This is a genomic window from Mycobacterium sp. SMC-4, assembly GCF_025263265.1.
Taxonomy (GTDB): Bacteria; Actinomycetota; Actinomycetes; order Mycobacteriales; family Mycobacteriaceae; genus Mycobacterium.
In genome coordinates, this window is sequence record NZ_CP079869.1 from 4604766 (window position 1) to 4628389 (window position 23624).

The following is a 23624-nucleotide window of genomic DNA, read 5'->3' on the forward strand; positions in this document are numbered from 1 at the left end:
CGCTGCCTAACCGCCTTATCAGGCGGAGTTGACCCACTCGTCGGTCCCGTCGGCGAAGAACTGGTGCTTCCACACCGGCAGCCGTTCTTTGACCGCGTCGACCAGCCGGGCGCAGGTGACGAACGCGGCGCCGCGATGATCCGCGGCGACCGCTGCCACCAGGGCGGCGTCGCCGATGTGCAGCTCTCCGACCCGGTGACTGACGGCGATCGCGCGCACCCCGTCAGATTCGGCAGCCACCTCAGCGGCGACCTGCGCCAGCGTCTGCTCGGCCGATGGGTGGGCCGAATACTCGAGCCGGGTGACCGGGCGTCCGCCGTCGTGGTCTCGCACCACCCCGGCGAACGTCACCACCGCGCCGGCCGCATCGTGAGCGACCAGGGCCTCGTGCTCTGTGGTGGCGATCGGCCGCTCGGTCAGTACCGCGCGCAAGACGGTGGTCATTGGCTGTGGTCCTTACCGTGGAGCTGGTCGAGAGCGTGGTCGAGCACGTCGGCCAACACCGACAGCCCGTCGCGGACGCCGCCGAGGGAACCGGGAAGGTTCACGATCAGAGTGCGGCCGGCCACCCCGCAGACACCGCGCGACAGCACAGACGTCGGCACCTGCGGCAGACCGGAGCGCCGGATCGCGTCCGCGACGCCGGGGATCTGGTAGTCGAGCAGCGCGGCGGTGACTTCCGGGGTGGCGTCGGTGGGCGAGATACCGGTCCCACCTGATGTCACGATGACGTTGGGGGTGGCATCCAGCGCGCCGCGCAGGGCGTGGGCGACGGCGTCACCGTCGGCGACAACCACCGGTGGTCCGGTCACGATGCCGCGCTCGTTGAGCCAGTCGACGATCACCGGTCCACATCGGTCCTGATAGATCCCCGCCGAGGCCCGAGTGGAGGCGATGATCACCGCTCCGGACCGCGTCACGCGTCCCTGACCCAGGTGCCGGTCTTGCCGCCCTCTTTGCGCACCACCTGGATCTCGTCGATCCGGGCCGCGCGGTCGACAGCCTTGATCATGTCGTAGAGCGTCAGCGCCGCTACGCTCACCGCGGTCAGCGCCTCCATCTCCACGCCGGTGCGGTCGGTCGTGCGTACCGACGCGGTGATGCCCACCGCACCTGGATCGTCGTGCACCCCCACGACGAAGTCGACATCGACGCCGGTGATCGCCAGCGGGTGACACAGCGGCACCAAGTCACTGGTCCGTTTGGCGGCCAGGATCCCGGCGATCCGCGCGGTGGCCAGCGCATCGCCCTTGGGCAGGCCGTTGGCGGTGATCAGATCCACGACGTCGGGACGGGTGCGCAACACGCCCGCAGCCACCGCGACGCGCTTGGTGGCGTCTTTGGCGGTGACGTCGACCATGTGAGCCGCGCCCGTCTCGTCGAGATGGGAGAGGCCCTCACCCACCGTCAGCGCCCGCTACCGGTTGATGACGGTCGAAGACTGGATGAACGGCAGCTCTTCAGCGGGCAGCGGGAAGGTCACCTCGCCATACGGCGACAGGGCGCCGGTGCGATCGGCGGCCAATTCGCTGACCGCGTGGTCGTCGGGATCCACCGTGGGCCAGCCTGGGTCGACATATCGGGTCTTCTTGTCATCAGCCACACTGCCATTGTGGCAAACGACTCGTCGTCAGGCGAGGTCGGGCAGCTGCTTTACGCTGGTCAGCAATGAGTGCGAACGCTCCAGGCGTGCCGTTGGGCCCCTGGTTGGCCGATCTTGAGGACGAGCGGCTGATCCGGCTGCTACGGCTTCGACCCGACCTCACCCAGCCCCCGCCAGGGACGATAGCTGCCCTGGCGGCCCGCGCAGCGGCACGCCAGTCGGTGAAAGCCGCCACCGACGATCTGGACTTTCTGCATCTCGCCGTGCTCGACGCGCTGCTGACGCTGGGTGCTGACTCCGGAGCGGTCCCGGTGAACACTCTGACCGAACGCCTCGGCGAACGTGCCGGCGCAGACGAGGTGGCCGGCGCCGTCTCCGCGCTCCAGGAACGCGCCCTGGTATGGGGATCAGCGACCGAGATCCGCGTCGTCGCCGAAGTCGCCGCCTGCCTGCCGTGGTACCCGGGCCAGGCCACCCTGGAATCCGGTGCGCTCCCGCCGACCGACCTCCGGGCTGCCCTTGACGACGCGGACGACACCAGCCGCGACCTGCTCGACAAGTTGCTGGAGGGCTCCCCCATCGGCCGCACCCGCGATGCGCTGCCCGACGCCCCGCCCGACCGGCCGGTACAGCGACTGCTGGCGGCCGGACTGCTTCGTCGACTCGACGCGGACACCGTGATCCTGCCGCGCCTGGTGGGCCAGATTCTGCGCGGGGAGAGCCCAGGACCGATCAGCCTGTCCCGCCCCGACCCGACTCGTTCCCAGACCTCGGCGTCCGACGTGGACGCCGTGGCCGCCGGCGCCGCGCTGGACCTGATGCGTGAAGTCGAGATGATCGTCGAGGTTCTCGGCACCACACCTGTGCCCGAGCTGCGTAGCGGCGGGCTGGGTGTGCGCGAAGTCAAACGGCTGACCAAACTGACCGGCATCGGGGAAAGCCGACTGGGACTGATCCTCGAGATCGCCGCCGGGGCCGGCCTGATCGCCTCCGGCGTCCCTGAACCTGACACCACCGACGGGGCGGGCAACTCGTGGGCACCGACGGTGGCCGCCGACCGGTTCATCGAAGCGTCCTCGGCCACCAAATGGCACCTGCTGGTGTCGACCTGGCTGAATCTGCCCAGCCGGCCCAGCCTGGTCGGCACCCGCAGCCCCGAGGACAAACCGTATGCGGCGCTGTCAGATTCGTTGTTCTCGACAGCCGCGCCGCTGGACCGCCGGTTGCTGCTCGACGTGCTGGCCGAGCTGCCGGTGGGCGCCGGCGTGGATCCCGCGAGCGCATCGGATGCGCTGGTGTGGCACCGCCCGCGCTGGTCGGCACGACTGCAGCCGGGTCCGGTCGCCGACCTGCTGACCGAAGCCCACGCCGTCGGAGCGGTCGGACGAGGCGCACTGGCCGGACCGACCAGGATGTTGCTCGACGGCGGCGACGACGAAGCCGTCATCGCCGCGATGGCACGGGCACTACCCGCGCCGATCGACTATTTCCTACTGCAGGCCGACCTCACGGTCATCGTCCCCGGCCCGCTCGAACGCGAGCTCGCCGAGCAGCTGGCCGCAGTGGCAACCGTCGAGTCCGCCGGCGCAGCCATGGTATATCGCATCGGCGAGGGGTCGGTGCGCCGCGCCCTCGACAGCGGCAGGACCGCCGGCGAACTGCACGCACTGTTCGCCAGGCATTCGAAAACTCCTGTGCCACAGGCACTGACATACATGATCGATGACGTCGCCCGCCGCCACGGTCAGCTTCGGGTGGGCATGGCGGCGTCGTTCGTCCGGTGCGAGGACCCCGCACTGCTGGCCCAAGCCGTCGCCGCGCCGGCGACCGAGTCGGTGGAGTTGCGGCTGCTCGCCCCCACCGTCGCGGTGTCCCAAGCCAGCATCGCCGAAGTTCTGAATGCGTTGCGGGACGCCGGTTTCGCGCCGGCGGCCGAAGACTCCACCGGTGCGATCGTCGACCTGAGCGCCCGGGGGGCTCGGGTACCGACGCCGGGACGCCGGCGGGGCTATCGTCAGCACACCCCGCCGACCGACCAAACCCTGGCTGCGATCGTGGCGGTCCTGCGCAAGGTCGCGGCGGCACCGTCGTCGGGGATACGGATGGATCCCGCCGTGGCGATCTCGGAACTGCAGCACGCCGCCCACCACCAGGAGTCGGTGGTCATCGGCTACGTCGACCCGGCCGGCGTGGCCACCCAGCGGGTGGTCGCCCCGATGAATGTGCGCGGTGGACAGCTCACTGCCTACGATCCGGCCTCCGGCCGGGTACGCGAGTTCGCCATCCACCGCGTCACATCAGTGGTGTCGGCCGACCCCGGCTGATCACTTCCAGATCGTCACCAGCACCGTGCCCGGGATCAGATTGCTGACATTGGAGTCGTCGGTGACGTAGACCTCCAGAGCGCGAGTCTTGCTCAACTCAAGGAAGCCCGCGCCCGACGACGTCGCCCGGAACGTCACGGCCTCCAGCGCCGCCCGGTACTGCGCGATCGTGGCGGTGCCCGACAGCGTGAGCGTGCGGGTGCCCGCGTCGTAGTTCCCGGTGATCGGATTTCCGTTGAGACCCGCGAAGCTCAGGGTGTCACCGCTGATGAATCCGCTGCTGATCCTGACCGTGGCACCGGTCATCACGCTGGAGTCCAGATCGGTGATCGTCGCCAACGCGATCGGATTGACGTTTGTGTTCGCCTTCGGGAATCCCGGAAGCAGCGGTCCGCTGACCGTCACGAACGGGCGTTCGGGGTTCTTGACGAACACCTCCGCCGAGGCGGGAAGCACCGAGCTGACCCCGGAGTCGTCGGTGATGTCGATGGACACGAAGCGGGTGAGCAACGCACCGCCGGTGGCCTCGAATCGCACCGACTGCAGTGCGGCCCGGTACTGATCGATGGTCGCCAGGCCTTCCAGCGTCAGAGTGTCGGTACCGTTCCACGTCGCGGTAATGGGGTTGCCGTCGATCGGGGTGAAGGTGAGCTTGTCCCCGGCTTGCCGGAGCAAGGTGATCTTCAGGGTGGCCTTCGTCATGTGCGTGGAATCGAGGTCACCGATCAGCACGGTCGGGGCAAGGATGACGCCGTTCTTGCCGATCGTGTAGGTCGGCGTGAACGACGGTGCGGTGATGGTGGGCGGCAGTGGCAGCAAGGTGTTCACGAGCACGACTCCAGGCAACAGGCTGCTTGCGCCACCGGCCGCGGTGACGTCAATCGTCACCGAACGGGTCAGACCCAGCTGAGTTGCGCTGAATCCGATGTCCTTGAACACCTGCTGGTACTCGCTGACGCTGGCAACACCGGACAGCGTCAGCGTGTAGTTGTTGGTCTGTGTCACGGTGATCTTGTCCGAACCGGCTCCCAGGTAGCTGAGCAGGTCACCCGACATCCGGGCCAGCGCCTCGATGCTCACCGTCGCGCCGGACAGCATGTCGTTGGCATTGAGGATTCCCACCGACGACACAATCCGCACCGGGGACTTACCCAGGGTGTAGAACGGCGCTCCGACGGGTAGCACGATCACCGGCATTTCCAGCGCGGGGACGACGCCGACGAGTACGAAAGTCGGCAACAGGTTGTCGACCCCGGCCTGATCGGTGACGTTGATCTCGACGGTGCGGCTGAGCAATCCGACTTGGGTCGCGCTGAAGTCCACTGCTTTGAGCGCGGCTTCGAACGCAGCGATGGAGGCGTTGGCTCCGTCCACTCCCGTCAACGTCAACGTGTAGGTCGCGGCATCCCAGCTGCCGACGATTGTCGAGCCCGGCACGTCATAGCCCAGCAGGTCCCCTGGCTGGGCGCCGACGATCTTGAGCACGACGCGACTGAGCTCGTTGGAGTCGAGGTCGACGATCTCGGCGATGGACAGCAGTTTGCTGGGGTTGCTGCCGATCTGGTACGGCAGGCCGGGCACGGCCACCAGCGACGGCGGAAGGGCGACCGCTGGCAACACCGAGGCCAACACGACGGTCGGCAGCAGCGGGGTGTTGTCGTGCTCGTCGGTGAGGCTGATGCTCACCGTGCGGGGCAGCAGACCGGCCAGGCTGGTGTCGGTGGCGCTGAACGTGACGGCCTTCAACGCGGCCTCGAAGGCGGCCAGCGATGCGCCGTCCTCGGCCAGCAGCGTCAGCGTCCGGGTGGCCTCGTCCCAGCTTCCCTCGATCACGCTGCCGTCCGGCTTGACATAGCCCAACAGATCCCCGGGCCGATAGCTGCCGAGCTCGAACTGCAGCACCGCCTGCTTGAGCAGCTGCGAATCCGGGTCGATGATCTCGGCGAGCGAGAGCAGCTTGACCGGGTTGCCACTGCCGAGTTGGTAGGGCAACGAACCGAGCGCGACCAGCGTCGGCGGCAGCTGCAGGATCGGGTTCACTTCGAACGACACCGTCTGAGTGAAGTTCTCGGCCTCGGCGAGGCCGAACGCGCGGGCGATGCTGTGCAGCAGTCTCTGCACCGCGCCGAGCGCGCCGGTGAGGTTCTCGGAGTCGTCGCGGACGATGATGTCGAACTGCACGGGCTTGGGGTCGCCAGAGATTATCGTCGTCGGGGTGTAGATGAACTTCCCGGTGATGATGTCGCGGAAGACGAATCCGCCTGCGGGCTGGATGATGTCGTAGGTCAGCCGGTCACCGTTGGGGTCGTAGGCGTCGAGGTCGATGATGACCTGACCGGTGATGATCTGTTCGGTGGTGACACTGCGCACCACCGGTGTCTTGTTGAAGAACGTGTGACTGATCAGCCGCCGGACCCAGGCCAGGATTGCGTCGTTGATGGGATTGGAGACCGGGAGGTTGTTGTTGAGCACCGTGCCGACGGCGCCGGCAACGGTGAACTCGGCCACCTGCTGGACGACCCGCGATTCGGACGCGGTCAGAGAAGGCACCGCGGTTTGAGTCGCGGCCCGTCGCGGCTGAACGTCCTGGACCGTGGTGGTGACGGTCTCGGTCTCGGTGCCGGTCGGCGAAGACGCGTCATCAGTGGTCTCGTCAGCGGTGGTGTCGCCTTGGTCGGTGGTGCTGTCGGCGACCTGGGTGGCGGCGGTGTCGTCATCGGGCTCGGCGGCGGTGCTACTGAAGACCAACGTGGCCGTGCCGGGATCACCGGCACCCGACGCAGTGGTGGCGGTTTCCTCGTTCGCGTCGGTATCGACCGATGCCGCGTCCAGGTCGGCCTCTTTGAGCTTGGCCGCGGTCCGTGATCGCGTCTCGGCGCGCTCGGCCCGTTCACCGCGGACCCGCGGTCCGCTGCGCACCGACGGTTTCGAGGACTCGGATCGATCCCCGGAGGCCGACTCCGACGTCGACGTCGAGTCCGATGAAGACGATGAGGACGACGAAGACGAGCTCGACGACGAATCCGAGTCCGAATCGGCGTATGCGACCGGGGTGGCAGAGTTCGCGATGGCAAACCCGATTCCCAGCGACACCGCCAGCGCGCCAACCCGTCCGATGTGGGTCGCGTATCGGTTGGTGACCTTGCGCGCGTGCTTGGGTCGACGACCTCGCTCGGCATCGTCGAGGAGGTCACGCGCCGCCCAGAACCCGGAAGCCGAGCCGGCGGCGAGAGTGCGGTGTCGAGCTGGTTGTGCGGTCATTTGTCGTCGGCCTCCATTGGTCGCTGAATCCCCCTCAGCTGTCCCCCGCGCTACCTCCGGTCGAGGGCCGATCACAGCGAGCTCAGGCACTGGTCTCGTCATCACGTCCCCGTCGTCGAGATGTCTGTCGGTAGCCGAACGCGCGCTGGCGCTTGCGTTCGTCAAGATGAGATTAGAGCAAAATATTGACGGGATGAGTAAATCAGACAAACTTGGTTCCGTCCAGAACAAACCAGCATAACGCAGCAAGCGCTCTGGCCAGGGAATATGAGTGTGCAGCAACTCGTAGAAATATGAGACTGCGCGTAGCGAATGGGCCCGAGATTGCTCTCACGAGACGGTGCGTCGCAATGTTTGGCCGGCGTGGCCCGAGCCTCCGACGAGACTGCCGAACGTGCGGTGACGACATCGCCTGGATAATGGACCAACGTGACTCTGAACCGGTATCAGCAGCGAGGTCAAGCGTGACCGACGGACCGCTGATCGTCCAGTCCGACAAGACCGTCCTGTTGGAGGTCGATCACGAGCAGGCACAGGCGGCTCGTGCGGCGATCGCTCCGTTCGCCGAGCTGGAGCGGGCCCCCGAGCACATCCACACCTACCGCATCACCCCCCTGGCGTTGTGGAACGCACGCGCCGCCGGCCACGACGCCGAACAGGTCGTCGACGCCCTGGTGACCTACTCCCGTTACGCGGTGCCGCAGCCACTACTCGTCGACATCGTCGACACCATGGCCCGCTACGGCCGGTTGCAGCTGATCAAGCACCCCGCACACGGCCTGACCCTGGTCAGCCTCGACCGCGCGGTCCTCGAGGAGGTCCTGCGAAACAAGAAGATCGCCCCGATGCTGGGCGCACGCCTGGACGACGACACCGTCGTGGTGCACAACAGCGAGCGCGGTCGGGTCAAACAGATGCTGCTCAAGATCGGCTGGCCGGCCGAAGACCTGGCCGGCTACGTCGACGGCGAGGCGCACCCGATCGATCTGGCCCAGGACGGTTGGCAGCTGCGCGATTACCAGCAGATGGCCGCCGACTCGTTCTGGGACGGCGGGTCCGGGGTGGTGGTGCTGCCGTGTGGCGCCGGCAAGACCCTGGTCGGTGCCGCGGCAATGGCCCGGGCCGGAGCCACCACGCTGATCCTGGTGACCAACACAGTGGCCGGTCGGCAGTGGAAGCGCGAGTTGGTGGCGCGTACCTCTTTGACCGAGGACGAGATCGGCGAGTACTCGGGCGAGCGCAAGGAGATCCGCCCGGTCACCATCGCCACCTACCAGGTGATCACGCGCCGCACCAAAGGCGAATACAAGCATCTGGAGTTGTTCGACAGCCGCGACTGGGGCCTGATCATCTACGACGAGGTGCATCTGCTGCCGGCACCGGTGTTCCGGATGACCGCCGATCTGCAGTCGCGGCGCCGGCTCGGGCTGACGGCGACACTGATCCGAGAAGACGGTCGCGAGGGCGACGTCTTCTCGTTGATCGGGCCCAAGCGCTACGACGCACCGTGGAAGGACATCGAGGCCCAAGGCTGGATCGCACCGGCCGAATGTGTCGAGGTGCGGGTCACGATGACCGACAACGAGCGGATGCTCTATGCCACCGCCGAACCCGAGGAGCGCTACAAGCTGTGTGCCACCGCCCACACCAAGATCGCGGTGGTGAAGTCGATTCTGCAGCGCCACCCCGGCGAACCGACCCTGGTGATCGGCGCCTATCTCGATCAGCTCGACGAACTCGGCGTCGAGCTCGACGCGCCGGTGATCCAGGGATCGACGAAAACCGCGGAGCGCGAGGCCCTTTTCGACGCGTTCCGGCGGGGTGAGATCCGCACCCTGGTGGTCTCCAAGGTCGCCAACTTCTCCATCGACCTACCTGAAGCCAGTGTGGCCGTGCAGGTTTCAGGCACGTTCGGGTCGCGCCAGGAGGAGGCCCAGCGGCTGGGTCGATTGCTGCGCCCCAAGGCCGACGGCGGCGGAGCGGTGTTCTATTCGGTGGTGTCGCGCGACAGCCTCGATGCCGAGTACGCCGCGCACCGGCAGCGCTTCCTGGCCGAGCAGGGTTACGGCTACGTCATCAAGGACGCCGACGACCTCCTGGGGCCCGCGATCTGACCGGGCTCAGATCAGGACGAAGTTGTTGGTGATCTCGACGAGGTTGCTCACCAGACCGTACTGGTCCCACACCTCGATGGTGACCGTGCGGTTCAGCAGCCCGGTCAAAGGCGCCTTGTCGATGGCGACCTGCCGAAGCGCTGCCTGGTACTGACTGACCGTGCCCTGGCCGGTGAACGTCAACGTGCGCGTCGTCGGGTTGTACGTACCGGTCACCGGACCGACGTTCTGAAAGAGCAGGCTGTCACCGGAAGGACCCGCGGTGAGCGTCACGACCATCTCCGACAGGTAGTCCGAGTCGTCGTTGATGGTCGCCGTGGCACTGATCAGGGGCATTCCCAGGAAGATCCCGGACAGGGTGGGCGTGAAGACCGCCCACACTGTGGGCGCCGTGTTGGCGCGCACGGTGATGTACGCGCTCACCGGGGCGCTGGTGGCCCCCTGAGCATCGGTGACCGTGAATGTCACGGTCCTGAGTGCCGACTCGGCGTCAAATGGGGTCGAGAGCGACACCGACTGCAGCACCTGCGAATACTGCAGGGCCGTACCTGATCCGGTCAACGTCAACAGTCCGGTGTCGGCGTTGTAACTGCCGGTGATGTTGCCTACCGCGGTGAAGGTCAACACATCGCCGGCGGTGAAGTTGCCGGTGATCTGGGCCGTGGCACCGGACATGTGCAGTGAGTCGAGATCGATGATCGAGATCGACGTGATCGGTTCAGGCGAGTTACCCGCGGTGTAGCTCGAGCTGAACAGGCCGGTGATCACCAACGGCGGAATGCTCGTCGGCGCTGCCAGCACGGTCACTGCGACCGTGCCCGGAAGGCTGTTCGCCCCTTCGATGTCGGTCACGACGAACGACACCGTCTTGATCGAGGCCAGCGCCGACGAACCGGTGGACAACTGCACCGATCGCAGTACCTGCTGATAAGCGGCCAGTGAGGCGTCCCCGCTGAGGGTCAAGATGCCCTGGGCGGCGTCGTAGGAGCCGGTGATGCCCGACCCCGGGGTGAACGACAAGGTGTCTCCCGCGGCGAATCCTCCCGCGATCCGCACGACGGCACCGCCCAGCATCGACGAATCCAGATCCAGCAACACCAGCCCGGAATCGACGGTGACAGCGCTGTTTCCGGCGGTGTAGTTGAGGTTGACCACCGAGGTGATCACCAGCGGAGGAATACTGACCGGCCCGCTGAGGACCGTCACCGCGACCAGGCCGGGTGCGCTGTTGTTGTTCTCGACATCGGTGACGACGAACGAGATCGACTTGATCGTGGCCAGTGCACCGGAAGCCGAGGTGTAGGTGACCGAGCGCAGGATGTCCTGGTACGCGGACTTGGCTGCGGTCCCGGTGAACGTCAGGATCCCGGTCTGCGAGTCGTAGCTGCCCATGATGCCGGCCTGCTCGGTGAAGCCGAGGATCTCCCCTGCTGCCGCGCCTCCGATGATGCGCACCACGGCTCCGGAGATCTGCGCCGAATCCACATCGAACAGCAGCAGATTCGGGTCCACCGGCACAGCGGCGCCCCCGGCGGTGTAGTTCACGTTAACGACCGAGGTCACCACCACCGGGTTGGCCAGGGTCGGCAGCGACAGCACGGTCACCGCAACCACCGCGGGGGCGCTCACCCTCTGGTCATCATCGGTGATGGTGAAGGTGATGGTTCTGATCGAGGCCAGTGCCGATGATGTCGTGGAGAACTGCACCGACCGCAGCAGCGCCTGGTAATCGGCGGCCGAGGCGTCACCTTCGAAGGTCAGCACCCCGTTGTTGTAGTTCCCGGTGACTCCCGAAGGGAGCGGACCGAAGGTCAAGGTGTCACCGTCGGCGGGGTTGGCGACCGCCACCGTGGCCCCGGTCATCACCGACGAATCCGGGTCGAGAACAAGAAGATTCGGGTCGACGGCGACTCCGGATCCGCCGGCGGTGTAGCTCACGCTGACCAACGACGTCAGCACGACCGGGTCGGCCAGGGCGGGCAGGCCGAGCACGGTGACCACCGTCGCCGCAGTGACCGCATTGTCGTTGTCGTCGACATCGGTGACCGTGAAGAGAATGGTTTTCAGACCAGGCGCTGCCGAGGTCAACGTCACCGACGCCAACAACTGTTGGTAGGCGGAGAGCGAAGCGCCGCCGGTGAATATCAAGACGCCGTCGACGACCTCGGCAGCCACGCCGTCCGGCAGGGTGGCCGTGTAGCCGAGCACATCACCGGCCGCCGGGTTGCCGATGGTGATTGTCGCCGAACGGATCTGGGAGGAATCGAGATCCGAGATGAGCACGATCGGGCTGACCGTGATCGGTTGACCGACGGTTCCGGTGGTCAACGGCGTGACCAGTACCAGCGGCGGGATCTCGGTCGGCAACCCGAGCACGGTCACCACAGTTCCCGCCGGCACGGTGCTGGTATTGCCCTCGAGGTCGGTGACGGTGAAGCTCACCGACTTCAGCCCCGCAACCGTCGAGGTCAACATGACCGACTCCAGCAGAGTTCGGTACTCGGCGAGCGAGGCCGGTCCGGTGAAGGTCAGCACACCGTCGGCGTAATCGGCAAGTACCCCCTCGGGCAGCGTCGCGGTATAACTCAGCGAGTCTCCCGGCACGTAGTTGCCGATCGACACGGTCGCCGAACCCAGCTGCTCGGAGTCCAGATCGCCGATTGCGACAATCGGACTCACCCGGATCGCGGTGCCCACCGTGCCGTTGGCCACCGGTGCGACCAGGACCAGCGGAGCCACCGCGGTCTGTACCCCGACGACCGTCACCACGGTGCCCGCCGGCACCACGTTCGCGTTGTCCTGGGTGTCGGTGACGGCGAAGCTGATGGCCTTCAGACCGGGGGCCTCAGAGGTCAACGTCACCGATGCCAGCAGTGCCTGGTACTCGGCCACGGTGGCGTTGCCGGTGAACGTCAGGACACCGCCATCGAATTGCCCCACCACGGTGGGCGGCAGCAGGCCCGCGGCGAAGTCCAGAACGTCACCTGAGCTCCAGCCGGCGATGGTCACGGTCGCAGCGGCGATGTGCGAGGAGTCGAGATCGGTGATCACCACGACCGGACTCACCACGACGGGATCGCTGACGGTGCCGATCGCGGTGGGCATCACCACCACCAGCGGTGCGATCGTGACCGGCAGCGCGGCCACGGTGACCACAGTGCCGGCCGGCAGGATGCTGGCGTTGTCGTCGGTGTCGGTCACGGTGAAGCTGATCGTCTTCAGGCTGGGACCTGCGGCGGTGAATGTCACCGACTCGAGCAGTCTCTGGTAGTCGGCGATCGAGGCAGTCCCGGTGAAGGTCAGCACGCCGTCGACGAACTCCGCCTGCACATCGTCGGGCAGCTCAGCGGTGAAGCCGAGGACATCTCCGGGTGTGTAGCCTTCGACAGTCACGGTGGCCGAACTGATCTCGGGTGAATCGAGGTCGGTGACCACCACGATCGGACTCACCGTGATCGCGCTGCCGACAGTTCCGGCCGCCGCGGGTGCCACGATCACCAAAGGGGTCACCTGGATCGGGGCGCCGACTACCGTCACGATGGTGGCGGCCGGGATCTGGCCGACGTTGTCGTCGGTGTCGGTGACTGCGAAGCTGACGGTCTTCACCCCGGCACCGGTGGCAGTCAGCGTCACCGAGGCCAGCAGCGCCTGATACTCGGCCACGGTGGCGTCCCCGGTGATGGTCAGTACCCCGTCGAGGTAGACCGCTGACACACCCGACGGCAGGACCCCGGTAAGGCCCAGCACGTCCCCGGCCTGATGACCGACGAGTGTCACTGTCGCAGAGCGGATATGGCTTGAGTCCAGATCGGTGATCAGCACGATCGGGCTGACCGTGATCGCCGATCCGGCCACACCCGCGGCGGCCGGCGAGACCACCAGCACCGGGGGGATCGACACCTCGGGCAGCCCGATCACCGTCACCAGGGTGCCCGCGATCACCGAGCTCGTGATGCCCTGGGCGTCGGTGACCGCGAAGCCGACGGTCTTCACCCCGGCACCGGTGGCGGTCAGCGTCACCGAGGCCAGCAGCGCCTGGTATTCGGCGATGGTGCCGGTTCCGCTGATCGTCAACACACCGCCGGCATAGTCGGCGTCGAACCCGTCGGGCAGGGCTGCGCTGAGATCCAGCACATCTCCGGCGCCGGCACCGGCCACCGTCACGGTGGCTGATTGAAGCTGATCGGAATCCAGGTCGGTGATCACCACGACCGGACTCACTGTGATCGCCGATCCGGCCACACCCGCGGCCACCGGCGAGACCACCACCACCGGCGCGATCGACACCTCGGGCAGACCGACGACGGTCACCACAGTGGCGGCCATGATGGTGCTGGTCTGGCCTTCGAGGTCGGTGACGGTGAAGGTGACGGCTTTCAGTCCAGGGGTCTGCGAGGTCAGCGTCACCGCGGCGAGCAGCTGCTGGTAGACCGCGGTCGAGGCCGCACCGGTGAACGTCAACTCACCTGCTGCGTAATCGACGTCCACCCCGTCCGGCAGGGTGCCGTCGAAGTTGAGCACGTCTGCGACGTCGCCATTGGCAACCCTGACGGATGCCGATCCCAACTGATCGGAATCCAGGTCGGTGATCACCACGATCGGACTCACCACGATGGCCGACCCGGTCGCGCCCGCCGCCACCGGCGCGACCACCACGACCGGCGCGACGGACACACCCGGCAGGCCGACCACCGTCACCACGGTGCCGGCCGGCGCCACGTTGGTGTTGCCCTCCAGGTCGGTGACCGCGAACGTCACCGTCTTGACGCCGGCACCGGCCGAGGTCAGCGTCACCGACCGCAACAACGCCTGGTACTCGGCGACGGTGGCGTCGCCGGTGACCGTCAACACGCCGTCGGCATAGCCGGCCTGCACACCCGGGGAGAGACCGGCGGTGACATCGAGCACATCCCCGTCCTGGTAACCGTCGACAGTGACTGTGGCCGAACCGATATGGGAGGAGTCCAGATCGCTGATCACCACGACGGGGCTGACGGTGATCGCTGTTCCCGCAACTCCGGCGGCGATCGGGCTCACCACAACCACCGGGGGGTAGGTCAGCTCCGGGAGCCCGATGACGGTCACCACGGTGCCCGCCGGTACCACGTTGGTGTTGCCCTCGAGATCGGTGACCGCGAACGTCACCGTCTCGACGCCGGCACCGGCCGACGTCAGCGTCACCGACCGCAACAACGCCTGGTACTCGGCGACGGTGGCGGCGCCGGTGAACGTCAACACGCCGTCGGCGTAGCTGCCGAGAATGCCGGCGGCCAGCGCAGCGTCGAAGTCGAGGAGGACACCGTCTGCTGAACCGCCGACGGTGACTGCCGCCGAGGCGATGTGCGACGAATCCAGGTCGGTGATGACCACCACCGGGCTCACCACGATGGCCGATCCGGTCCGGCCCGCCGCCACCGGGGACACGACGACCACCGGTGCCAGCGTTGCGCCCGGCACCCCGAGCACCGTGACGACGGTGCCGGCAGGCACCGCGTTGGTGCCACCCTCGATGTCGGTGACGACGAAGGTGACCGATTTCAACCCGGGTTGCGTCGAGGTCAGCGTCACCGACCGCAACAACGCCTGGTACTCGGCGACCGTGGCGTCGCCGGTGAACGTCAACACACCGCCGACGTAACCGGCCGTCACCCCCGGCGGCAGTGTGCCGTCAAAGCCGAGCACATCCCCGTCCTGGTAACCGTCGACGGTGACCGTCGCCGAACCGAGGTGGGAGGAATCCAGGTCGCTGATCACCACGACGGGGCTGACGGTGATCGGTGTACCCGCAACTCCTGCGGCGATCGGGCTCACCACCACCACGGGCGCCAATGATGTTGCCGGAAGGCCGATCACCGTCACGACAGTGACCGCCGGGACCACACTGTCCACTCCGTCGGCGTCGATGACCGCGAAGCTGACCGCCTTCACCCCGGCGCTCTCCGAGGTCAGCGTCACCGACCGCAACAACGCCTGGTACTCGGCGACCGTGGCGTCGCCGGTGAACGTCAACACACCGCCGACGTAACCGGCCGTCACCCCCGGCGGCAGTGTGCCGTCAAAGCCGAACACATCCCCGTCCTGGTAACCGTCGACGGTGACCGTCGCCGAACCGAGGTGGGAGGAATCCACGTCGGTGATGACGACCACCGGGCTCACGGTGATCGCCGAGCCGGCAGTGCCGGCGGCCACCGGGGAGGCGACGACCAACGGAGGAAGGGACACGCCCGGTACCCCGACCACGGTCACGACGGTGCCGGCGGGCGTGAGGTTGGTCGCGCCGCCGGCGTCGGTGACCTCGAAACTCACCGTTCGGATACCGATGCTCGTCGACGTCAGGGTCACCGACCGCAACAGCGCCTGATAGTCGGCCACCGAGGCGGTGCCGCTGAACGTCAGTAATCCGTTGGTGTAGCTGCCGAGCACCCCGGGCGCCAGCGTCGCGTCGAAGTCGAGCACATCCCCGTCTTGGTATCCCGCAACGGTGACGACCGCAGATCCCAGGTGGGAGGAGTCCACGTCGGCGATGACCAGGATCGGGCTGACCGAGATCACCGAACCGGTAGTGCCTGCGGCGACCGGTGCCGCCACCACGACCGGGGCGAGCGAGGTCTCCGGCACGCCGACGACGGTCACCAGCGTGACCGCCGGCACCACGCTGGTGACGCCCTCCAGGTCGGTCACCGAGAAGGTGACTGTCTTCAGGCCCGCGGTCACGGAGGTCAGCACCACCGACTGCAACAGCGTCTGATACTGCGCCACGGTCGCGGCTCCGGTGAGAGTGAGCACACCGTCGGCGTAGGAGGCCTGCACACCCTCGGGTAGCACGGCGTCGACGCCGAGCGTGTCGCCGTCGGCAGGATCATCGAGTGCCACTGCGGCAGAACCGATGTGCGAGGAGTCAAGGTCGGCGATGACGGTGAGCGGGCTGACTCTGATGGCGCGGCCCACTGCTCCGGCGGCCACCAGCGATACCACCACCACCGGTGGGATGTCCGACACCGGCAGACCCAGCACCGTCACCGCGGTCCGTGCGGCGATGGCGTTCTCGTTGAACAGGGTGTCGGTGACGGTGTAGCTGACCGACTTCACTCCCGCCGTCTGCGAGGTCAACGTCACCGAGGCCAGCAGCGCCTCGTACTGGGCCAACGACGCGATACCGGTGAAGCTGAGCACACCGTCGGCGTAGTCGGCCTGCACGCCGGAGGGCAGCGCTGCGCTGTAGCTGAGAATGTCGCCGGAATCGGCGTCGTCGATCCTGACAGTCGCTGAACGCAGGAAGCTCGAATCCAGATCGGTGATCACCACGACCGGGCTCACCGTGATCGCCTGGCCCACCGTGCCGGCCGCCACCGGAGAGACCACCACCACCGGATCCACCGACAAGTCCAGTAACCCCACTACGGTCACGACGGTGACCGCGGGAACGATGCTGGTGATGCCCTCGGCATCGGTCAGCGCGAAACTCACCGTCTTCACTGCCCCGCTGGTCGCCGTCAGAGTGACCCGCTCAAGCAACGCCTGATAGTCAGCCACCGACGCACTTCCGGTGAGAGTGAGCACACCGCCGGTATAGGAGGCCTGAACGCCCGCAGGCAGGGCGCCGGTGACAGCCAGCACGTCGCCCAAGTTCGGATTGCTGATCGTCACGGTGGCAGAACTCATCTGGGTGGAATCGGGATCGGTGAGCACCACGATCGGGCTGACCACGATCGCCGAACCCGCGAGTCCGATGGCTATCGGCGAAACCAACACCAGTGGGGGCACGTCGGCCGACAGACCGACCATCGTGACCAGCGTGCCCGCCGACACCACATTGCTGACACCATCGAGATCGGTGACGCTGAAACTCACCGCCTTCAGTCCCGCCGACTCCGACGTCAAAGTCACCGACGCCAACAGGGCCCGATACTGCTCCACGGTGGCGCTACCGGTGAGGGTGAGCACCCCACCGGCGTAACTGGCCTGCACACCCGAGGGCAAGGCAGCATCCACGGCCAGTACGTCGCCGACACCGGCGTCGGCGAGAGTCACTGTCGCCGAACCGAGATGAGACGAATCCAGATCGGTGATCACCACAATCGGGCTGACCGTCGTCGGTGATCCGACGGTGCCGGCGGCCACCGGCGAGACCACCACCACCGGGGGTATCGACACCCCGGGCAGACCGACCACCGTCACCACCGTGGTGGCAGGCAGCACGCTGGTGGCGCCCTCGGCATCGGTGACGGTGAACGTCACGGTCGTCACGCCGGCTGCGGTCGACGTGAACGTCACCGATTGCAGCAGAGCCTGATACGCCGCCGCAGTGGCGTCGCCGGTGAACGTCAGACTGCCGGCGCCGTAGCTGACCTGCACGCCGGTGGGCAAGGCGGCCGTGAAGTCCAACACGTCGCCGACGCCGGCGTCGGCGACCGTCACGGTCGCAGAGCCCATCTGGGTGGAATCGGGATCGGTGAGCACCACGATCGGGCTGACCACAATCGCCGAACCCGCCACTCCGGCAGCTACCGGCGAAACCAACACCAACGGGGGCACATCGGCCGACAGGCCGACCATCGTGACCAGCGTGCCCGCCGACACCACATTGCTGACACCATCGAGATCGGTGACGCTGAAACTCACCGCCTTCAGTCCCGCCGAGTCCGACGTCAAAGTCACCGACGCCAGCAACGCCCGATACTGCTCCACGGTGGCGCTACCGGTGAGGGTGAGCACCCCGCCGGCGTAACTGCCCTGCACACCCGAGGGCAAGGCAGCATCTACGGCCAGCACGTCGCCGACACCAGCATCGGCGAGAGTCACTGTCGCCGAACCGAGATGAGACGAATCCAGATCGGTGATCACCACAATCGGGCTGACCCTGACCGGTGATCCGATCACACCCGCCGCCACCGGCGAGACCACCACCACCGGCGCGATCGACACCCCGGGCAGACCGACCACCGTCACCACCGTGCCGGCGGGCACCACGCTGGTGATGCCGTCGACATCGGTGACCGAGAAGCTCACGGTCTTCACACCGGCACCTGGTGCGGTCAGCGTCACCGAGCGCAACAGCGCCTGGTAGTCGGTGATGGAGGCGACGCCGGTGAAGGTCAGCACACCGTCGGCGTAACCGGCTTGCACGCCCGTGGGCAGCGTCGCGGTGAAGCCGAGGAGGTCGCCGGCGTTGGGATCGTTGAGAGTGACCCGGGCCGAGGCCAATTGGGTTGAGTCGGGATCGGTGATGACCACGACCGGGCTGACCACGATCGATGATCCGGTCACCCCTGCAGCGACCGGAGACACCAGCACCAGCGGCGGGACCTCGGTGGACAACCCCACCAACGTCACCAGTGTGCCGGCCGGCACGACGCTGGTCACACCCTCGATGTCGGTGACGCTGAAACTCACCGTCTTCAAACCTGCTTCGGCCGACGTCAATGTCACCGACCGCAGCAGCGCCTGATACTCCTGGACCGACGCCGTCCCACTGAACGTCAGCACGCCGTCGGCATAATGCGCCGTAACATCGTCGGGCAGCGGCCCGAAGGCAAACTGGTCGCCGGACCCGGCATCGTCCAGAGTGATTGTGGCCGAGCTCAGCTGGCTTGAATCGACGTCGACGATGACCAGCACCGGGCTCACCGCCACCGGCGAACCGACCGAACCTACCGCCACTGGGGACACCACCACGACCGGAGCGATCGAACCACCGGGCACACCCACCACGGTCACCACGGTTCCCGCCGGGACCGTGCTGGCGTTGCCCTCCAGATCGGTCACAGCGAAACTGATCACCTTCACCCCGGCAGTGTCGGAAGTCAGCGTCACTGAAGCGAGCAGCTGCCGGTAGTCGGCGAGGGAAGCCGTGCCGTCGAAACGCAGGACTCCGGCGCTGTAGCTGGCCAGCACACCGTCGGGAAGGTCACCGACGAAGCCGAGCACATCGGTACCGCCGGCATCGGCGAGAGTGACGGTGGCCGAACTCAGTTGATCGGAATCGCCGTCGGCGATGACCACGATCGGGCTGACCGTGATGGCCGAACCGGTCCGACCGGCGGCCACTGGCGACACCACAACCAGCGGTGGCGCCTCGATGGTCAGCCCGACGATCGTTACCAGGGTCCCGGCCGGGACCGTGCTGGTGTTGCCCTGCACATCGGTCACAGCGAAACTGATCGCCTTTACTCCGGCGGTGTCGGAGGTCAGTGTCACCGACTCCAACAACGCCCGGTAGGTGGCGATCGAAGCATCTCCGGTGATCGTCAACACGCCGCCGGCATAACCGGCCGACAACCCGCCCAGTAGCGCGGCGTCGAAGCCGAGCGTGTCACCGGCACCAGGATCGGCGATCTGCACTGTTGCAGAACCTAATTGAGTCGAGTCCAAATCAGTGATGATGACGACGGGGCTGATCCTGATCGGCGATCCGGCGCGGCCGGCAGCCACCGGGGACACCACTACCAGCGGAGGCACCTCGGTGGACAGCCCGACCATGGTCACCAGCGTCCCGGCCGGAACCACACTGGTGTTGCCGTGGGCATCGGTGACGCTGAAGCTGATGGCCTTGACGCCCGCCCCCGCCGAGGTCAGCGTCACCGACTCCAGTAGCGCCCGGTAGGCCGCCACGGTCGCGGTTCCGGTGAACGTCAACACACCGCCGGTGTAACCGGCCGTCACGCCCGGCGGCAGCGTGCCGTCGAAACCGAGGACGTCACCTGAGCCCGCATCTGTCAGGGTGACTCGCACCGATCCCAATTGCTCGGAGTCCAAATCGGTGATGACCACGATCGGGCTGACCCTCACCGGTGTTCCGATGACCCCAGCCGCCACCGGCGCGACGACGATCACCGGCGCGATCGCCGCGACGGGTACGCCCACCACGGTGACCACGGTGCCGGCCGGCACGGTGTTGATGTTGCCGTCGACATCGGTGACCGTGAAGGTGATCGCCTTCAGACCCGCGGTGGGCGAGGTCAACGTCACCGATGCCAACAGCGACTGATAGTCGGCGACCGATGCGTCGCCGGTGAAGGTCAGCACACCGTCGAGGTAACTGGCCACGACGTTTCCCGGCAGCGCCGCGTAACCGAGCACATCGCCGGCGTCGGCATCCTGGATAGCCACTGTCGCCGAACGTATTTCGTCGGAATCCAGATCGGCGATCACGACGACCGGACTGATCCTGATCGCTGTTCCGGCCACCCCGGCCGCTACCGGGGACACCACCACCAGTGGAGCTACCGTGCTCGCAAGACCGACGACCGTCACCACCGTACCGGCCGGAACCACGCTGGAATTGCCCTCGAGATCGGTGACGGTGAAACTGATCGCCTTCAGTCCTACCGACGGCGAGGTGAAGGTGACCGACTGCAGCAGGGTCCGGTAGTCGGCGACGGTCGCCTCACCGGTGAAGGTGAGTACCCCGCCGACATAGGAGGCCGAGACCCCGGCGGGCAGGGCGCCGTGGCTGAGCACATCACCGACTGCGGCGTCCTTGACCGTGACGGTGGCAGAACGCAATCGCGTCGAATCCAGATCGGTGATCACCACGATCGGGCTCACCACGATCGGCGCTCCGGTACTGCCGGTGGCCACCGGCATCACCACGACCAGCGGTGGCACCTCGGTGGGGAGGCCCAGGATCGTCACCACGGTGGTGGCGGGCACCGCGCTGGGGTTGCCCTGCGCGTCGGTCACCGTGAACGACACCGACTTGAGCCCGGCGCCCGACGCCGTCAGGGTGACCGTGCGCAACAGCTGCTGATAGTCGGCGAGGGTGGCTTCGCCGGTGAAGGTCAGGACGCCGTCGGCATAACTGGCAGAGATTCCCGACGGCAGTGTCGCGTGGCTGAGCACATCATCGTCGGCGGCGTCATTGACAGTGACGGTGGCAGCGAGCAATCGCGTCGAGTCCAGATCGGTGATCACCACGATCGGGCTGACCACTATCGGCGCTCCGGCACTGCCGGTGGCCACCGGGGTCACCACGATCAGCGGTGGCACGTCGATCGGCAAACCCAGCACCGTCACCGCGGTGATCGCCGGCACGGTGCTGACGTTGCCGTCGTCGTCGACCACCGAGAACGACACTGCCTTGAGGCCCGGCGCCGTCGACGTCAACGTCACCGACTGCAGCACGTGCTGATAGGCCTGCGCCGACGCGTCCCCGGTGAAGGTCACCCACCCGTCGCCGGTCGTGACGGTCATCCCGCTCGGCAGCGCTCCCCAACCCAGCACATCCCCGTCCGCCGGATCGGTGATCCGCACGGTGGCCGAGGCCAGGATGTCGGAGTCGATGTCGGTGATCACCACGATGGGAGTCACGGTGATCGGCTCGTTCGTGCGCCCGGTGACGACCGGGGCGACAAGCACCAGCGGCGGCAACTCGACCGGTAGCCCCACCATGGTGACCACCGTGGCCGCCGGCACCGTGTTGGCGTTGCCCTGGTCGTCGACCACCGCGAAAGACACCGTCTTGAGGCCGGGACTGGTGGACGTCAACGTCACCGACTGCAGCAACTCTTGATAAGCCTGCGCCGACGCCGCGCCGGTGAACGTCAGGACCCCGTCGACGTAGGTGGCCGACACCCCCTCGGGCGCGCCGCCCCAGTTCAGCACGTCGCCGGCATCCCCCACGGTGACCTCGACGGTGGCCGAAGCCAGACTCGGCGAGTCCAGATCGGTGATGACGACCACCGGGCTCACCCGCACCGGGGTTCCGACGGTGCCCACTGCGACGGGAGTCACCACCACGATCGGCGGCACCTCGACGATCGGGTTGACCGTCACCGAGACCGAGAGGGTCACCTCGTCGGGTTCGGCCAGCCCGATGATCCGGGACAGCGTGTGGAAGATGCTCTGGATGACCCCGCACAGGCCGGTGAGGTGTTCCGACGAGTCGCTGATCGTCACCCGGAACGTGTCCTGCAGCGGCTGTCCGGTGACCACGGTTGTCGGGGTGTAGATGAAGGTGCCGGTCAGCGGATTCCTGGTGACGAGTCCGTGCGAGGGCTGCACGATCTTGTAGGTCAGCGGGTCGCCGTTGGGATCGCGGGCGTTGAGGTCGAATTCGACCTGACCGGTGAGCAGTTGGTGGCTTTCCACCGGGCCCCACACCGGGGAACGATTGAAGAAGGTGTGGGTGATCTGTCGACGGACCCAGGCCAAGAACGCATCGAACCAGGGCGCCCGCGCCGGAGCCGTGGGGTCGGCGAACGGCGTCACCAGACTCGACACCAGAGTGGTCATCACGCCGACGGTCTCGACGCTTTCGTCGGCGGTCGAGGCCGATGCGACGGGCACCGTGGCGCCGTTGGTGGTGGCGGACTCGGTGACGGTGGACGAGGCGGCGGTCACATCGTTGCCGGCATCGGTCAGGTCGACCGTGATGGACTCGGGCTGCGGGGTTTCGCCGTCCGCGACCGCGCCGGCGTCGGATTCGTTTGCCGATGGGGTGGTTTCGACGGTTGCGGCCTCGTTGTGCGACTCAGGTGCCGGTTCGGAATTCGACGCATGACGGGTGTGGCGGCGCTGCGCCTCGCCCTGGGGGCTCACATCGCCGGTCGAAGGCGTGTCCACCACCGGTTGGTCACCGCCAGGGACCGCGTCGGACGGCTCCGGTTCGGCACCGACGTCGGGATCATCGAGATCGGCACCGAGGTCGGGATCGTCGAGGTCGGCCTCGTCAAGATCTGCATCGTCGAGGTCTGCGGAATCGTCCAGCTGGTCGTCGCGGTCAGCGACGCTGCCGGTGCGTTCGGGCGAGACCCGGTCGGTGCCCGACCTGCGCGGCCCGGACGTCGACCGGTCGCTGTCACGGCTCGCCGAGACCGACGAGTCGCTGTCGCTGTCGGCGTAGGCCACGCCGGAAGAATGCGCGACGGCGAATCCGATTCCGAGGGACACCGCCAGTGCCCCGACCCGCCCGATCGGCAGCGCGTACTTCGGGGGCAGCGGTCGTGCGTGTTTGGCCCGGCGGCCGGCGAGCGGCACCAGATCGCCGACGGTCCAGAACTCACGTTCCGATCCGGGCTCCCGACGCGAGACTCGGTGACGGGCCGGGGTCGCACACATACTGCTCCTCCATTTGCTGCGGTGGCACCCCCCGCGGCTATTCAGTTGGTCAACGACGCGGTCGAGACAACGGGCAGGTTCGCCGTAAGCGAACGAACACGTCGCGCCTCCCCGCGCGACGAGTTCGCCGCCGCCCCGCCTTCCACCCTCAGGCTGGGTTTGCTGGGAAAGCACAGGAACGTCCCGCTTAGGCCCAGTACACCCGAGCTTAAGACAGTTTCGCGACGGCAATAGCGAAATCCCAGCAAATCTTTCATCTGGAAA

At 67.0% G+C, this 23624-nt stretch carries 8 protein-coding genes; 2 read left to right on the plus strand and 6 right to left on the minus strand.

Features of this window, described 5'->3' with window-relative positions:
- Positions 1–18: 18 nt before the first annotated feature.
- From KXD98_RS21975 to KXD98_RS21990, 4 genes are read right to left on the minus strand one after another with little or no spacing between them, the layout of a single operon-like run.
- A complete protein-coding gene (locus KXD98_RS21975; RefSeq protein ID WP_260760410.1) occupies positions 19–444 on the minus strand; it encodes a molybdenum cofactor biosynthesis protein MoaE in 426 nt (141 codons plus the stop codon).
- Positions 441–920 (minus strand): molybdenum cofactor biosynthesis protein B, encoded by a 480-nt coding sequence (locus KXD98_RS21980; RefSeq protein WP_260760411.1) that lies wholly within the window; start codon positions 918–920, stop codon positions 441–443. The genes KXD98_RS21975 and KXD98_RS21980 overlap by 4 nt, the downstream gene beginning before the upstream one ends.
- Positions 917–1360, minus strand: coding sequence for a cyclic pyranopterin monophosphate synthase MoaC (moaC, locus tag KXD98_RS21985; RefSeq protein WP_260765350.1), 444 nt, complete (start codon positions 1358–1360; stop codon positions 917–919). The genes KXD98_RS21980 and moaC overlap by 4 nt, the downstream gene beginning before the upstream one ends.
- Before the next feature lie 57 nt (positions 1361–1417).
- Positions 1418–1603, minus strand: a complete 186-nt coding sequence (locus KXD98_RS21990; protein WP_260760413.1) for a hypothetical protein — start codon at positions 1601–1603, stop codon at positions 1418–1420.
- Between the two features lie 65 nt (positions 1604–1668).
- On the opposite strand from KXD98_RS21990, the gene KXD98_RS21995 reads away from it, so the two are divergent.
- Positions 1669–3927 (plus strand): helicase-associated domain-containing protein, encoded by a 2259-nt coding sequence (locus KXD98_RS21995; RefSeq protein WP_260760414.1) that lies wholly within the window; start codon positions 1669–1671, stop codon positions 3925–3927.
- On the opposite strand, the gene KXD98_RS22000 is transcribed toward KXD98_RS21995, so the two are convergent.
- The gene (locus KXD98_RS22000) at positions 3928–7188 is read right to left on the minus strand and encodes a hypothetical protein (protein WP_260760415.1); all 3261 of its coding nucleotides are present in this window, start codon (positions 7186–7188) and stop codon (positions 3928–3930) included. It lies immediately after the preceding gene.
- Between the two features lie 464 nt (positions 7189–7652).
- Between KXD98_RS22000 and KXD98_RS22005 the strand changes: the two genes are divergently transcribed.
- On the plus strand, positions 7653–9302 hold the full coding sequence (locus KXD98_RS22005; protein ID WP_260760416.1) for a DNA repair helicase XPB: 1650 nt from the start codon (positions 7653–7655) through the stop codon (positions 9300–9302).
- Between the two features lie 6 nt (positions 9303–9308).
- Here the strand turns inward: KXD98_RS22005 and KXD98_RS22010 are convergent, their stop codons facing one another.
- The gene (locus KXD98_RS22010; RefSeq protein ID WP_260760417.1) at positions 9309–23360 is read right to left on the minus strand and encodes an Ig-like domain-containing protein; all 14052 of its coding nucleotides are present in this window, start codon (positions 23358–23360) and stop codon (positions 9309–9311) included.
- Positions 23361–23624 lie beyond the last annotated feature (264 nt).

Coding starts and splice junctions, on each gene's coding strand:
- KXD98_RS21975 (WP_260760410.1), bottom strand. CDS start 444: ATGACCACCGTCTTGCGCGCGGTACTGACCGAGCGGCCGATCGCCACC.
- moaC (WP_260765350.1), bottom strand. CDS start 1,360: ATGGTCGACGTCACCGCCAAAGACGCCACCAAGCGCGTCGCGGTGGCT.
- KXD98_RS21995 (WP_260760414.1), top strand. CDS start 1,669: ATGAGTGCGAACGCTCCAGGCGTGCCGTTGGGCCCCTGGTTGGCCGAT.
- KXD98_RS22000 (WP_260760415.1), bottom strand. CDS start 7,188: ATGACCGCACAACCAGCTCGACACCGCACTCTCGCCGCCGGCTCGGCT.
- KXD98_RS22010 (WP_260760417.1), bottom strand. CDS start 23,360: ATGTGTGCGACCCCGGCCCGTCACCGAGTCTCGCGTCGGGAGCCCGGA.